Raw genomic sequence first — 13,665 nt, 5'->3', positions numbered from 1 at the left:
CCTCATCAGGATCGATCTCCGGAAAGCACGATGCGTTAGTTGAGAAAATCGGCGCAACCTTCGCGAGTCCGGAAGGACGCGGCGAGGCTCCGACGGGCCGGCATCAACGATGCGCGCTACGCAGCCTTGATGACTGCTTGTCGGCCTTCATTCTCTCCTTGAACCATTCGAGCGTCAGGGCCACGCCTTGTTCGTAACTGACCTTACACGACCATTCGGGCATCACGTAGTTTGCCCTGCTGAGGTCCGGCCGACGGTTGGTGGGATCCTGCGGGGGTGACGGCTCGAAAACGATCGGCGCACCGCCGACGAGGCGGGAGACATATTGCGCGACCTCGAGAACCGAGATCTCGCGATCGTTGCCGATGTTCAAGGGGCCCTTATAGTCAGTTTCGTTTATCCAGAAATAGCGGGCGAAGCCGTCGACGATATCGTCGACATAGCCCCAACTGCGGGACTGGAGACCATCACCGAAGACGGTGATCGGGCGGCCCGAAAGCGCCTGGGTTATGAAGTTGGAGACCGCACGCCCATCGTCGGCGCGGGTGCGGGGGCCGTAAATGTTGAAGGGACGGATGACCTTGACGTCAAGCCCCTGGGTGCGCTGCATCTCGAACAGCAGCGATTCCGTGCAGCGCTTGCTCTCGTCGTAGGAAGAGCGCGGCCCGGTACAGTCGACCTGGCCCTTGTAGGATTCGGGCTGCGGCGAGACCAGCGGGTCGCCATAGACTTCGGAAGAGGAGGTGAAACCGAAGCGGCCGCCTTTCTTCAGGAGGTCGAGAAGTCGCATCGCCCCAAGAAGATTAGCCGAAATCGTTCGCTTCGGCTCCTTCATATACCAGGGCGGCGATGCGGGAGAGGCGAGATGGTAGATTTCGTCGAATTGATCGGAGGTCTGCAGGGTTTCGACATCCGATTTCACGAAGTGGAAACGCGGGTCCCGGATGTGCTCGATGTTTTCAAGAAGTCCGGTCCAAAGATTATCGACAACCACGAGTTTCTGAACGTCCGTCCGGAGCAGAAGTCGGTCGCACAGATGCGATCCAATGAAACCAGCTCCGCCCGAAATCAATACAGTTTTCATTTGCATTGCCCTTGATGGCTTCAAGAAAGGTAATTGTTTATTAGCATTCCCTAGAAGGACTGGCAATTGCTTCGAGAAATTCTAAGAAATACTCGCGCGTTAATCTTAATTATTAATTTGCAATACCCATGGTAGTATCACCAAGTGTACTGCGGGGCGAAGTTGCGGACTCCGGGACATATGCTGTGTCCGGCTCGGCCACAGCATATCCGTCAGCCACCAAGCGTTCTCTATCACAAGGGCACAGTCGCGCATCGGGCTAAGGTCCGACTCGAGACGAGCACTTTGCTTTCGAACGTTGCCCTCGTGTGCTTCAAAGGTCCGACGCGCGAACAGCTGGCTCCGGCGTCCGTCACGCCGACTGCGCCCATTTGCGATCAGTCGGCCGCAAGCGCGGTCAATATCTGATAGGCCGCGGCGATCCGATCTTCGTTGGGATAATTTTTGTTGGCCAGGATGGCGATTCCAAGGCGCTCCTTCGGAATGAAGGCGACATAAGCCCCGAAACCGTTGGTCGAGCCTGTCTTGTTGATCCAGACATCGTCACGCGGTTTCATCGGCGGCCGTAGTTCAGACACAGGAATGGTCTTCAGCATCGCGGCCGAATTGCCCTCGAGCAGGCTCGCCAAAACCGCTGGATAGGCATATTGCTCCCAGATCAGATCCTGGGTCATCGCCCCGACGCTGAAATATCCGGTATGGGTCCTGGCAATCGCCTGCTGCAGCGTGCCGTCGAGCTTGACCAAGCCCATATTGGCGCCGACGAAGCGGACCATGTCGCCGGCCGTGGATCTTACGCCGTAGGCTTCAGAGGAGAGCAGGGCCGGCGTCAGCCGCGCCGGTTCGCCGGTGCGCTTATATCCTTGAGCATAATCGGCGAGCCGCGACTTCGGCACATTAATATAGGTGTTCTTCAATCCGAGAGCGGCAAACAGTTTGCCTTCCATCAGGGCGGCGAAATCGTCGCCCATGGCTTTGGCGGTGATATAGCCCAGCATGCCGATGCTCGGATTGGCGTAACTTCTTTGCGTAGCAGCCGCGTAGGAGGGCTGCCAGGCTGCGAAATAGGAAAGCAGCTGCTTTTCGGTCTTCACGTCGTCGGGCAGTTGCAGCGGAAATCCGCCGGCGGCATGGGTTGCGAGATCGATCAGCTCGACCTCGCCGAAAGGCTTTCCCTTCATCGCCGGCAGATATGTGCCCACCTTGTCTTCAAGCGAAAGTTCGCCCTTCGCTTCAGCGTAGGATGCCAGCGTCGCGGTGAAGGTCTTGCTGATCGAGCCGAGTTCGAAAAGCGTGGTCGGCGCCACCGGCCTGCCCGTCTCCTTCGATTCGACGCCATAGGTGAAGACATGCTGCTCTCCGTCGACGGTGATGCCGAGGGCAACACCTGGAATGGCGTTTTTATCCATGACCGGCTTGATCGCGGCGTCGGCGATCGCCTTCACTTTCGCGGCATCGGCGGCAAAGCCGCTTGTGCAGGTGCATGCCGAGATCAAGGCGGCCAATAAGATTCCTATCCCAACCTTCTTCATATCAGTTATCTCCAAATCATCAGGGCGGTCGATACAAGCGCAAAAATGCGCGCGGGGAGGGGATTTAGCTGCCCTGTTTTGTGACGACAAACGATGATATCTCGCAGCAGCCACGAGATTTTCTAGGGCACACATGGTTAGGCAATTCCTTCCCCTGAACGGCCTCAGAGCCTTCGAAGCCTCCGCGCGGCATCTGAGCTTCACCCGCGCCGCGATCGAGCTGTGCGTCACCCAGGCGGCCGTCAGCCAGCAGGTCAAGGGCCTGGAGAAGCGGTTGGGGGTGGCGCTTTTCCAGCGCCTCCCGCGTGGTCTGAAGATCACCGCGGAAGGCGAGGCGCTGCTGCCGACGGTGACCGCCTCCTTCGACCAGATGGCGACGACGCTCGACAGGATCGAGGCCGGGCAGGTGCGCGAGCTCATGTTCCTCGGCGTCGTCGGAACCTTCGCCGTCGGCTGGCTCCTGCCGCGGCTTGCGGATTTCCAGCGCCGGCATCCCTTCATCGACCTGCGGATTTCCACCAACAACAACCGCGTCGATCCGGCGGCGGAAGGGCTCGACTTCGCCATCCGTTTCGGCAGCGGCTCATGGCACGGCACGGAGGCGCGGCGCCTGTTCGAGGCGCCGCTTTCGCCGCTCTGCATCCCGAAACTCGCCGACGATCTCCGATCGCCGGCAGACCTTGCCGGGGCGACACTGCTTCGCAGCTACCGGACGGACGAGTGGAGCACCTGGTTCCAGGCCGCAGGCGTGCCGCCGGCCGACCAGGTCAATGCCGGCATCGTCTTCGATTCCTCGGTCGGCATGATGGAGGCGGCTCTCCATGGGCTCGGCGTGGCGCTCGCCCCACCCGCGATGTTTTCACGGCACCTTTGCTCGGGCGCGATCGTCCAGCCCTTCGCCACAGCCATCTCGCTCGGAAGCTACTGGCTGACACGCCTGCAGTCGCGGCCGGTCACGCCGGCCATGCGCGCCTTTTCGGACTGGATCTTTTCGCAAGTCGAAGGGTAATCCGGGGAGCGCCCACCGGAATGGGCGCTCCGATTGAGGCGTCATTTCTGGATGCAGGTGTCGACCGTGTCCTTGGTGCACTCGTCGAGCCCGGTGAAGACCGGATCCTCGACCGGCTTGCCGGCGATGAGATCCATCATCACGCTTGGCGCCTTGTAGCCCATTTCAAAGGGCCGCTGGCCGACGAGCGCCGTCACCAGACCTTCCTTGGCGATCGCCACCTCTTCGCCGATCGTATCGGCGGCGCCGATGACGAACTCGTTCTTGGCGATCTTGTCGGCCATCGGCTTGAACAGGTCGCGATAGGGCTGCGGTGCGCCGAACAACGGCCAGCCGCCCATGATGCCGAAGGCGTCGAGATCGGGATTGGCGGCGAGGATGTCGGTCATCGCCTGCACGCCCTTGGCGCCGTCGTCATTGGTGAAGACTGGGCAGCCGGCCACCTCGGTCCAGCCGCCTTCGCCCTTCAATGCGGGGAGATCCTTCTGGCCACTCAGCGTATCGCGCATGCCCTGGGCGCGGCGCAGGATGTTGTCGGCGCCGGGATTGCCTTCGATGGTGCAGATCTTGCCGCCGTTCGGCTTGGCCTTCTTGATGTATTCGCCGATCCTCGCCCCCATCAGATAGTTGTCGGTGCCGAGATAGGTCTTGCGCAACGCAGAATCTTCCGCCGCAAGATCCGCATCGAGGGTCATGACGGGAACGCTCGGATTGGCCGTCTTCAGCGTCTGGGCGATCAGCTTGGCGTTGGACGGCGAGATGGCGATTGCTGCCGTATCGGCCTTGCCGAGCATATCCTGGACGATCTGCGCCTCGCCGGCCTCGTCCGAAGTCGATGCCGGGCCGGTATAGAAGCATTCATATTCGGCCGAAGCGTTTTCCTTGTTCCACTTCTGGCAGCCCTGGTTGATCGCCTCGAAGAACGGGTTGTCGAGGCCCTTGACGACGATGACGAGCTGCTTCTTGGCGGCCATGGCCTCGCCGGCCGTGAACGCCACGACTGCAGCGGCAGCCAGCAATAATGCCTTCCTCATAGCTTCCTCCCTTTGTGGAAAGACGGGCGCCTTCGCCCGCCCTGTTATCAACCGGGATACCAGACGATACGAGGCTCCTCCCCCGAACGCCGGTATTCCCAGGCTGAATCGATGAGCTTTTCCAGATCGTAGACGGGGCGCCAGTCCAACAGGAACTTCGCCTTGCTGTTGTCCATCCAGTTCGAGTGATATTCGCTCGAGACATCGACGGAGCCGAGCCCGCGCGTGCGGGCGAGATAGGCGGCGACCTCGCCGTAATCGACCGGCCGGTCCATCGCGATGTTAAAGAGCTGGCCCACGGCGCGCGGATTGTCGATCGCCGCCATTATCGCGGAGACCAAATCGTCGACATGGACGAGATTGCGCTTCAGCGGCTGCCCGTCGGCGTCGCGCAGCAGCGGCACCGTGCCGTCACGCGCGTAACGCGCCGCATCGGCCGGCGGCACCAGGCTCTTCCAATCAGGCCCGCCGAAGACATCGTCGCCGAAGGAGAGGGTGAACTTGAAATCGTCTTTCTCCATGATCCAGGGCGCGCGCAGGCAGCAGCTGTTGATGCCGTACTGGATGGCGAACTGCTCGAGCATCACCTCTTCCAGCACCTTGGAGAGCGCGTAGCAGCCGGGATAGGCGCGATGCGGCGTCTTTTCGGTCACCGGCCCGTCATGGCGATAGAAAAAATGGCCGATGCCGGCATCGCCGCCGATGAGAATGAATTGCCGCGCTGTGGGGCTTAAGCGAAAGGTTTCGAGCAGCCAGAACAGCCCCTTGACCGTCACGTCGATCACGTCGTCGGGCGTTTCCTTGCAGGTGGCGAGATGCAGCACATGGGTGACACCTTGCATCGCCGCTGCAACGACGGCGCTGTCGGCGATCGAGCCCTTGACAACATCGATACGGTCCGTCTCTTCAAGCACACGATTGTGGCATAGCGCGCGAATGCGTGCTTTGGAAAATCGCGGCTCGTCAAGCAGCCCAGTTATGAAGCGCCGCCCGACCTTGCCCGTAGCCCCGGTGACAAGGATCAGCATGCTCTCTCTCCCAGCAACAGCTAATATCTACGCGTTTGCGGCGTCAATCGGTATTTGCGCGGCGAAGTAGATTTTTGCTTTGGCGGCCCCTTTACGCGGACAATTGATTGACGATTCTTCAGGCATTTGCGTAAATGAACATAATCGCTTTTCCGGGAGGAGCTTGGCAAAGCGAGATCGTAGGCGTCTGACGGCCAGCGGGCCGCGGCGGCAAGTCTGCGGTATCAGGGGAGGGTGGTCGGCTGGCAGCGGTTCTCGAACTCACCAATATTTCCAAGCATTTCGGCGCCATCCAGGCGGTCAACGACGTGTCGTTCACGCTCGAAGCCGGCCAGGTCGTCGGCCTGATGGGCGACAACGGCGCCGGCAAGAGCACGCTGGTCAAGATGATCGCCGGCAACTTCCGGCCGAGCGAAGGCACGATGCGGCTGGACGGAAAGGAAATCGTCATGCATCGGCCGGTCGAGGCGCGCCAGCATGGTATCGAAATCGTCCATCAGGATCTGGCGCTCTGCAACAATCTGACGGCAGCCGCCAACGTCTTCCTCGGTCGGGAGCTGCGCCGCGGCGTCGGCCCGTTCCGCATCCTCGATTACAAGACGATGTATCGGCGGGCCGGCGAGATCTTCAAGGAGCTGAAATCGGAAACCCGCCCGCGCGACCTCGTCAAGCAGATGTCGGGCGGCCAGCGGCAGGCGGTGGCGATCGCCCGCACCATGCTGTCGGAGGCGAAGATCGTTCTGATGGACGAGCCGACGGCCGCGATATCGGTCCGCCAGGTGGCTGAGGTCCTGAATCTCATCCGCGAGCTGCGCGACCGCGGCATCGCGGTCGTGCTGATCAGCCATCGCATGCCCGACGTCTTCACCGTCGCCGACCGGGTGATCGTCATGCGCCGCGGCCGCAAGGTCGCCGACAAATCGATTGCGGCGAGTTCGCCGGAGGAAGTGACGGGTCTCATAACAGGCGCCATCGAACAGGTTTGAGCGGCGCGCCACGGGCAGAAAAGAAGGTCAGCAATGGCAGTTACCCTCGATCAGACGATTGCGCAGAGAGAGCGAAGCCGGCTTTCGGAGTTCGTCGGCAGCCAGACCTTCTGGGTGCTGATCGCCGTCATTCTCGCCTGCATCTTCCTGTCCTTCGCCACGGATTCCTTCGCGACGGCGAAGAACCTCTACAACATCACTCGAAACGTCACCTTCGTCGCCATCATCGCGCTCGGAATGACGCTCGTCATCATCACCGGCGGCATAGATCTCTCGGTCGGGTCGGTGCTCTGCCTCTGCAGCATGGTGCTCGCGGTCACCATGAATGCCGGCTACAGCATCGAAATCGGCATAGCGGCGGCGATCGGGACGGCGCTTATCGTCGGCGCTTTCAATGGCGTGATGATCGCCTATCTCGATTTCCCGCCCTTCGTGGTGACGCTCGGCATGCTGTCCATCGCGCGCAGCCTCGCCATGGTCGCCTCCAACAACACCGTCGTCTTCCAGTTCGGGCCCGATCATGACCAGCTCCTGGCGCTCGGCGGCGGCGCCTGGTTCCTCGGCATTGCCAATCCGGTCCTGTATATGATCGTTCTGGCGCTTCTGACCGGCTTCGTGCTGCGCTGGACGCGCTTCGGCCGCTATGTTTTCGCGATCGGCGGCAATGAGCATGCCGCCACGCTGACCGGCGTTCCCGTGCGCCGCATCAAGGTCGCCGTCTACATGATCTCGGCGCTGTCGGCCGGCATTGCCGGCATCGTCCAGACCGGCTGGCTCGGCGCCGTCACCACAAATATCGGCGCCGGCATGGAGCTCCAGGTCATCGCGGCCGCCGTCATCGGCGGCGCCAATCTCGCCGGCGGCGTCGGCACCGCCTTCGGCGCCCTCGTCGGCGCGGCGCTGATCGAAGTGATCCGCAATAGCCTCGGCCTGCTCGGCATCAACGCGTTCTGGCAGGGGACCTTTATCGGCGGCGCGATCGTGCTGGCGGTGCTGTTCGACCGGATCCGGAATTTCAGGCAGAGCGAGTAGGCTGCGGTCCTGCGACAGCAGCATGCGTAAACAATGAGCTGAAGCAGCACGAGCGGATCCGAAAGGTCGCGGCGCGCTTGATTCTACCGCTGCCTACGCCGCCGGCGGGCGGTACCGGATCGACTTTGCCTTTTCCAGGGCCCGGATCGTATCCTCGACATCGAGGAGCACGGTGGTCTCGATCGAGCTCAGCGCGCCGCCGGCCCCGATGGCGAGCGTCACGGCCGCCATCGACACGTTGTCGGGCGCCTCCCATAAATTCCACCCGTCATGCTCGCCGAAGGCGTACCAAAATCCATGGAGTTTGCCGCCGACGGATTCGATGTAGCTGCGTGCCGCCTCTCGGCGATCCTCTGGCTTTTCGATCATGCGCGCCCAGGTCTCGGGCGTGTAGCTGAAGCGTGTGAGATACATGGCCATGGTCTGCTTCCTCCGCCAGACCCATCAAGTAAACGCTCAAGCCGGGAGGAACGCGAGTCACTCAATGTGCGTACACAGGGGCGGGGCCGGCGGCGAAAACGGCGCCGCCGGGACCTCCTGCTGGTTATGCCGTGATGATATAGACGATCGTCAGAGCATCGGGATCGACGATGACGATCCGGCCATCCGCAAGGATGAAGAAGCGGTAGCCTTCATATTGCGGAAGGATCTTCACGACGCGCGGCGGCAGCGGTTCAAGCCGCACTTTCTGCGGGATTTTCACCCCGACGGAGACTGTGAAGTCCACTTCCTTCACTGGCTCGACACGCACCTCCTTTACGACAGTGCGAATTTCCGTCTGCTGCTCGACCGAGATGTTGACGTTGGTCGTGGTGTTCGTCTGGTTGTTCGTCGTCGTGCTGCTGTCGACATTCGTTTCGGACGAGCTCTTGTTTGTCGTCGTCGCGTTCTGATCGGCCGGCTGCTTCGCATCGCCGCTCTGCGTGGTAGCGCTTCCGCTCGTGCCTGTGGTGGCTGCGCCGCTGCTATCCATGCTGCCGGATTTGGCGGCGGGCTTCTGTTCAGTGGTCGTACCGCCGCTGGCATCTTGCGATCCGGATGTAGTTCCCGCCGAAGATTTGCTATCCGTCGAAGGCTGCTCGGAGCTCTTCTCAGTCTCGGAACCCTGGCCGGGCTGCTGCTGCGTCGACTGACCCTGCGGGCAGGCTCCCGAAGCGTCGGGGGTGCACTCGGCACCCGACTGGCCGGAGCCGGCCTGCGAACCGGAATCCGTGCTTTGAGAACCGGACTGAGTCTGGCCGCTCTTTTGGGTGTCCTGCTGGGCCGCGGCCGGCAGTGTCGCAAGCGGCGATACGCTGAGTGACAGCGCTGCGACAAGCATGGTGAGGTGGGTGCTTTTCATCATCAATCTCCGAAGTTTGAACGCGCGATCCCGCCCGCATTCCCATGCGTCGCATGCGCGCCCCTGATTGTCTGGAATGGCGGTCCGGTGCCGCCGGTCGGTCACTCGATGACCTGGATGACCGTCCGCGAGGAAGGTTCGACGATCACACGCTGATCGTTGACGATCGCATAGGCATATTTCGGATCATCCGGAATCGGCGTCACGACGACGGTCTCCGGCAGAGGCTGCCCGACGACGACCCTTTCCTTCACCACGATGCGTTCAGCAGGCGCCGGAGCCTGCTCGACATAGGTCACCACCTTTGGCGGCGGCGGATCGATGATGCTGCCTGCGACGCCGCCGACAATGCCGCCGACAGCAGCGCCGACCGGGCCGCCGACGATCGCGCCCGTTGCCGCGCCACCGACTGCACCTGTGACCGTCGACTGTTGCGCAAAGGCAGAAGCCGACGCCAGCAGGACGCCGGCGGCAGTTGTTACTGCTTTGATATTCATTTGTTTTCCTCCTTTGGTGCGGTTTGTTCCGCTGGAGGTTGCAACTGGCAAATGGAGGATGTGTTCCAGGGCTAGGACTTGAGGCCGGGGCGTAGCCGACCTTAGTCCTAGCCCAATCGGTTTCCGCTAGCTATTGCGTCGGGAAACGGCTCAACATCCGGTCGTGCACGTTCTCTTCACCGACGATCATTGCCGCAAGCGAAATGGCTTTTTCCCGGTCGGCAGGCTTCGTTATATAGCCTTCGAGCAGCACGACAGGACCGAGCATCCTCACCTCGATGGCGCTGCTGTCGATGTCGCGATCAGCGGAAATGGCCGCTTCGATCGTTGCGATGGTCGCTGCCGAACTGTGGCCTTGCGGGCAGCGTTCTTCATGGCTGTTATTATCGGGGCCGAATTTCATCTCCTCCTCCTGTTCCGCCCCTCCACGGATCTACAAGTTACATGAAGCAAATATAAATAGCGGGTGCCGGCCTGCCAGTCCGACTTAGGTCCGGCTTCCCCCCGCCCTCATTTGCCTTAGATGCTTCCCGTCCTGTTGAAGGGACATCGGGAAGGTCTTGGTCGCTCTCGCCAACGCCAGCGGCACATCCCGGCGAAGCGTCAATCTGGCGATCCCGTTCTCCAGCGGATGGAGGCTTCTTGTGAGGTTAAGGAACGAATGGCAATGCAGGCAGTCGGTATGGTGGATTGGCGCAGAAGCGAAGATTTCGCTCCTCTGATGCTTGTGATGAGCGGTCAGGAAGAGCACAGGCTGGTTCGGTCATTGAGTGATGTTGCCGATGCCCTGATCAACGGCTGGCCGACGGGCGATGGCCGAGAATATATAGCGGCTGTAAAAACATGCCTCGATGCCATCCAGGGCAATATCCCGCCCGATGTGGCGCGCGCAGCACTCATTCTCGCTGCGGAAGAAGCCGGTATTCCCGTGATTGCGGTTGCCCACTGAGCTGGCAAGCTTCTCCGCGCCATCGGCATCCGCGCATTTCGTTCCGGCAACCAGCGCGCACATGAGAAGGCAGCTGTGACAAGACTGCGAGGTATGCCGATGTTGAAATATCTTCTTCTTGCCGGTGCCGTGACTTTGGTTGCCTCACCCGCGCCTGCCGATCCCTACAAGGACGAGAGCGGCAAAGGCTCCTACCACGCCTTGGATCGCCGTGACGATTCCTGAGGCTATTCCTTATTCCCCGCGGACTTTGCCGCCGCCGTGCGCTGCCGGGTCTGGTTCGATGATCGTCCTGCCGGCCATCAGCCTGCGCCGACAAGCTGTCGTGAGGCGCAGCGATCAGTTTATCGCTATGGCGGTCGGATCATCTGGGGCGGCGAGCGATAGTCGGCTTACCCGGGCACACCCGGATCGTGGGACGATGTCCTAAGTGATTGTTGGATCGCACAGAGTAACAGGGGTGCGCGCGGAGACAGGAGAGCTCCCTCTGCGCGATCCGGAGCGATTAACGGCCGCGGGTCGCAAAGAGTTGCGGTACGGTGCCGTACAGAACAAAGTAACCCTGAAAAAAGGCCCCGTTGGATTGGCGGGGCCGGTAAGGTTTGGAAAGGACAGATGCGACCTCGGCTAAGAGACCATCACATCCACTCTGCTAACGAACCTGCTTTGAAGAAGTTCCTTGGATTCTGCTCATTATTGCTTCAATTCGGCAGCCAAGATAATGGATAATTATCTTTGACGTCGCTCCTATTGAGTTGAACAGTTCACCATTTTCCCGACGTTGCGATAAGTGATAAAATTTTCAACCAGACATCGCATATTTAAGCTTGTCGGCGTTCTTCATCACGTCGGCGGTTTTGCAATCTGAGAGTATTGTTTCACGAATGCTACTGAGTGGACGCAGAACTACATGGTGGCTCTACCGCTTCCAGCGCAATCAGAGCCGGCAATACTGCCCGGCGTCTCGCCGCTCAATCTTATGGAGAAGCCGAAGACGTCGAACCGTCGTTCGGCTGAGAACTTGCAGTTCGTTCGGATAGTCTGGCGTGCGGCGGCACCAGGAAATCGAGCAGACCGTCGACCCGTAGGTCGGCGGTTCTCTTTTCCAGAATGTCACCAATCAGGGTTGTCAGAAATTCCGCTGTCAGATGGTTCCAGTCTGTGATGAACGGAACACCCCTGCTGCTCGTTAGGCATTTCTCCTTGTTGTAATCGCAGTGAAGCTTGACGATATCGACGTAGGTGAATGCAAGGTCAGATGGGAAAAACGGCAGTTGCTCCAAGGGCTGGTTGGCCGGCGGATAGCTCGCTTCCCGCAGGCATATGGAGGCATCGGATTTTCTCTGAAACATGAGCCCCAGGCACGACTGCGATTCCTTGAGCTGGAAATAATTTCCGAAAACGAAAACTCGCGCGTTATCCGAGTGGCTTTTCATCCAGGAAATAAGCTCGAACCTGAATGGGTTGACGGTGTACTCAAAAGGCCGAAGGCTCGTGAGGAAAATCGCTTTCGTTCGGCTGAGCAATGATTTGTCGTTGACGTATCTTTCAAAGGGAATGCAGTACTGATCGTAAATGCTGGCGCGAGAGGGGGCCCTGACGATATCGTTCTTGATCTCGACCAGGCAGTTTAAGTAGCTGATTGACACGATTTCATACCGGTCGGCATCAATGTAATTTTTCAGCGCGATTGACCAGTTTCTGGCGTGCGAGTCCCCAATTATGAAGATAATGGGCTTCCCAGGCTGGATGTCGTTGTTCAGGCTGTGAAAAGTGCTTTCGAGCCGTGCTTCGTTCGTCTGCGCGAGAGGTGGATAGACTTCATCCAACCTGTGGGGAAAGCCCGCCATAGAGACTGCTGACACGACAGCAGCCGTGATGGTCGCAACTGATGAGCTCAGGGTGATCCAGAGAACGCGGCTTTTCCTGGTGTGGCGAAGGGGCTTTTCGACGACGACAAAGCTCACGACCGCGACCAGGACCGTGACTGCGACGGCAAGAAACTTATCGCCATTGCTGAAGTGCACGTCTGTCTGCCGCCAGAAGGCGAAGATCGGGTAATGCCATAGATATAAAGAGTAGGATACGAGTCCGGTGAGCGCCGCAGGCCGAGAAGCCAACAGGCGCCCGACTGCGTTCTGATGGCCGGCGAATGCGAGCACCAGACAGGTCCCGATGACTGGGATCGCAGTCAACAGGCCGGGGTGAACCGTGTCCTTTCTGAACAGGATGAGCGAACCAAGAACGAGTACAAACCCGGCTGCCGCGAGCAAAGGCCGAGGCCGAGTTCGCCCACGCCTCACCTCGTGATAGGCGAGAAGTGTTCCGGCCAGCAGTTCCCAGGCCCGGGTGAGTGGGGAGTAAAAGGCCTGTTGCTGATCATACCGTACCGTTACGACACACAATACAAAGCTGAGGGATGCCACCAGCAACACGCACGGCAAAAACCTTGATCTCAGGTATCGGCGCACGATCAGCAATAAGACCGGAAATCCGATATAAAATTGCTCCTCGACGCTCAACGACCAGGTGTGCAGAAAGGGCTTGAGAAGGGTGCTGGGCTCTCCGTACAGAGCCGCCGTAGAATAGAAATAGATATTCGATCCAAACAGGAGCGACGAGCCTATGGAGTTGGCGTAGTCCAGGAGTTCCGACGGCAACAACAAACAGTAGGCGAAGGGCATTGTCGTGAGAATGACTGCGAACAGCGCGGGCAGGATTCGTCGCGCGCGCCGGGCATAGAATTTGAGGAAATCAATGCGCCCCGTTGCCTCGAGTTCTGTCAGCAAGATTTTGGAGATCAGGAAGCCGCTGATCACAAAAAATATATCGACGCCAATGTACCCGCCTCGAAGCAGCGTGCGGCCGGCGACGGTGAACTCGGCGTGATAAAGGATAACGGCTATAACCGATATGGCCCTCAAGCCATCGATCTCTGGTCTGTAAACCTTCAATGTTAGCGGCCTTCGATATCGAGAGCGTCACTTGTCGCGCGCAAGATTGGCGCTTTTGGGCTGCCTAACATAGAGATCTTGGCAGAGAACAGTCCGGCCTGACAAAAGATTTGTGGTCGGGGCCGATTTCAATCCTTATTTTCTGCGTTGTTGTAAATCGGCATTCCCACCAGATTGCATTATGCGCCTGGTTCTATGGGCCGTTCCAGAAGCGAGAA

At 59.7% G+C, this 13,665-nt stretch carries 14 protein-coding genes; 5 read left to right on the top strand and 9 right to left on the bottom strand.

Going from position 1 to position 13,665, the window contains the following annotated elements; genetic code table 11:
• Positions 1-103: 103 nt before the first annotated feature.
• Both J2J98_RS16125 and ampC read right to left on the bottom strand, forming a co-directional pair.
• A complete protein-coding gene (locus J2J98_RS16125) occupies positions 104-1,084 on the bottom strand; it encodes an NAD-dependent epimerase/dehydratase family protein (RefSeq protein ID WP_064705891.1) in 981 nt (326 codons plus the stop codon).
• 377 nt (positions 1,085-1,461) lie between these two features.
• Positions 1,462-2,616 (bottom strand): class C beta-lactamase, encoded by a 1,155-nt coding sequence (ampC, locus tag J2J98_RS16120; protein WP_207601580.1) that lies wholly within the window; start codon positions 2,614-2,616, stop codon positions 1,462-1,464.
• A 133-nt stretch (positions 2,617-2,749) separates the two neighbouring features.
• On the opposite strand from ampC, the gene J2J98_RS16115 reads away from it, so the two are divergent.
• Positions 2,750-3,625: a LysR family transcriptional regulator gene (locus J2J98_RS16115; RefSeq protein ID WP_207601579.1), complete on the top strand. Its 876-nt coding sequence runs from the start codon at positions 2,750-2,752 to the stop codon at positions 3,623-3,625.
• A 41-nt stretch (positions 3,626-3,666) separates the two neighbouring features.
• Here the strand turns inward: J2J98_RS16115 and J2J98_RS16110 are convergent, their stop codons facing one another.
• Together J2J98_RS16110 and J2J98_RS16105 are read right to left on the bottom strand one after the other, a co-directional pair.
• Entirely contained in the window at positions 3,667-4,659 is a 993-nt protein-coding gene (locus tag J2J98_RS16110; protein ID WP_064711414.1) for a sugar-binding protein, read from the bottom strand.
• 47 nt (positions 4,660-4,706) lie between these two features.
• A complete protein-coding gene (locus J2J98_RS16105) occupies positions 4,707-5,687 on the bottom strand; it encodes an NAD-dependent epimerase/dehydratase family protein (protein ID WP_207601578.1) in 981 nt (326 codons plus the stop codon).
• Between the two features lie 242 nt (positions 5,688-5,929).
• Between J2J98_RS16105 and J2J98_RS16100 the strand changes: the two genes are divergently transcribed.
• Both J2J98_RS16100 and J2J98_RS16095 read left to right on the top strand, forming a co-directional pair.
• Positions 5,930-6,673 carry an ATP-binding cassette domain-containing protein gene (locus J2J98_RS16100; protein ID WP_064705886.1) on the top strand — a complete coding sequence of 248 codons (744 nt, stop codon included), beginning with the start codon at positions 5,930-5,932 and terminating at the stop codon, positions 6,671-6,673.
• A 33-nt stretch (positions 6,674-6,706) separates the two neighbouring features.
• Positions 6,707-7,705 carry an ABC transporter permease gene (locus J2J98_RS16095; RefSeq protein ID WP_138392919.1) on the top strand — a complete coding sequence of 333 codons (999 nt, stop codon included), beginning with the start codon at positions 6,707-6,709 and terminating at the stop codon, positions 7,703-7,705.
• A 93-nt stretch (positions 7,706-7,798) separates the two neighbouring features.
• Here the strand turns inward: J2J98_RS16095 and J2J98_RS16090 are convergent, their stop codons facing one another.
• The 4 genes from J2J98_RS16090 to J2J98_RS16075 all read right to left on the bottom strand — a co-directional run bounded on the left by J2J98_RS16090 (position 7,799) and on the right by J2J98_RS16075 (position 9,947).
• On the bottom strand, positions 7,799-8,125 hold the full coding sequence (locus J2J98_RS16090; RefSeq protein WP_077989933.1) for a GYD domain-containing protein: 327 nt from the start codon (positions 8,123-8,125) through the stop codon (positions 7,799-7,801).
• A 124-nt stretch (positions 8,126-8,249) separates the two neighbouring features.
• Positions 8,250-9,047: a DUF1236 domain-containing protein gene (locus J2J98_RS16085; RefSeq protein WP_207603149.1), complete on the bottom strand. Its 798-nt coding sequence runs from the start codon at positions 9,045-9,047 to the stop codon at positions 8,250-8,252.
• Between the two features lie 101 nt (positions 9,048-9,148).
• Positions 9,149-9,544 carry a DUF1236 domain-containing protein gene (locus tag J2J98_RS16080; RefSeq protein WP_064705882.1) on the bottom strand — a complete coding sequence of 132 codons (396 nt, stop codon included), beginning with the start codon at positions 9,542-9,544 and terminating at the stop codon, positions 9,149-9,151.
• Positions 9,545-9,674: 130 nt separating this feature from the next.
• Positions 9,675-9,947 (bottom strand): BON domain-containing protein, encoded by a 273-nt coding sequence (locus J2J98_RS16075; RefSeq protein WP_138392921.1) that lies wholly within the window; start codon positions 9,945-9,947, stop codon positions 9,675-9,677.
• Between the two features lie 264 nt (positions 9,948-10,211).
• Between J2J98_RS16075 and J2J98_RS16070 the strand changes: the two genes are divergently transcribed.
• Both J2J98_RS16070 and J2J98_RS30685 read left to right on the top strand, forming a co-directional pair.
• Positions 10,212-10,493, top strand: a complete 282-nt coding sequence (locus J2J98_RS16070; RefSeq protein WP_138392922.1) for a DUF982 domain-containing protein — start codon at positions 10,212-10,214, stop codon at positions 10,491-10,493.
• 99 nt (positions 10,494-10,592) lie between these two features.
• The gene (locus tag J2J98_RS30685) at positions 10,593-10,718 is read left to right on the top strand and encodes a hypothetical protein (protein WP_259664136.1); all 126 of its coding nucleotides are present in this window, start codon (positions 10,593-10,595) and stop codon (positions 10,716-10,718) included.
• Between the two features lie 752 nt (positions 10,719-11,470).
• On the opposite strand, the gene J2J98_RS16065 is transcribed toward J2J98_RS30685, so the two are convergent.
• Positions 11,471-13,447: an acyltransferase family protein gene (locus J2J98_RS16065; RefSeq protein WP_207601577.1), complete on the bottom strand. Its 1,977-nt coding sequence runs from the start codon at positions 13,445-13,447 to the stop codon at positions 11,471-11,473.
• Between the last annotated feature and the right edge of the window lie 218 nt (positions 13,448-13,665).

The sequence above is a fragment of the Rhizobium bangladeshense genome, assembly GCF_017357245.1.
In the GTDB taxonomy this organism is placed as follows: Bacteria; Pseudomonadota; Alphaproteobacteria; order Rhizobiales; family Rhizobiaceae; genus Rhizobium; species Rhizobium bangladeshense.
Note: the sequence above shows the minus strand (reverse complement) of the source record. Positions and strands in the feature narration are given on the sequence as shown.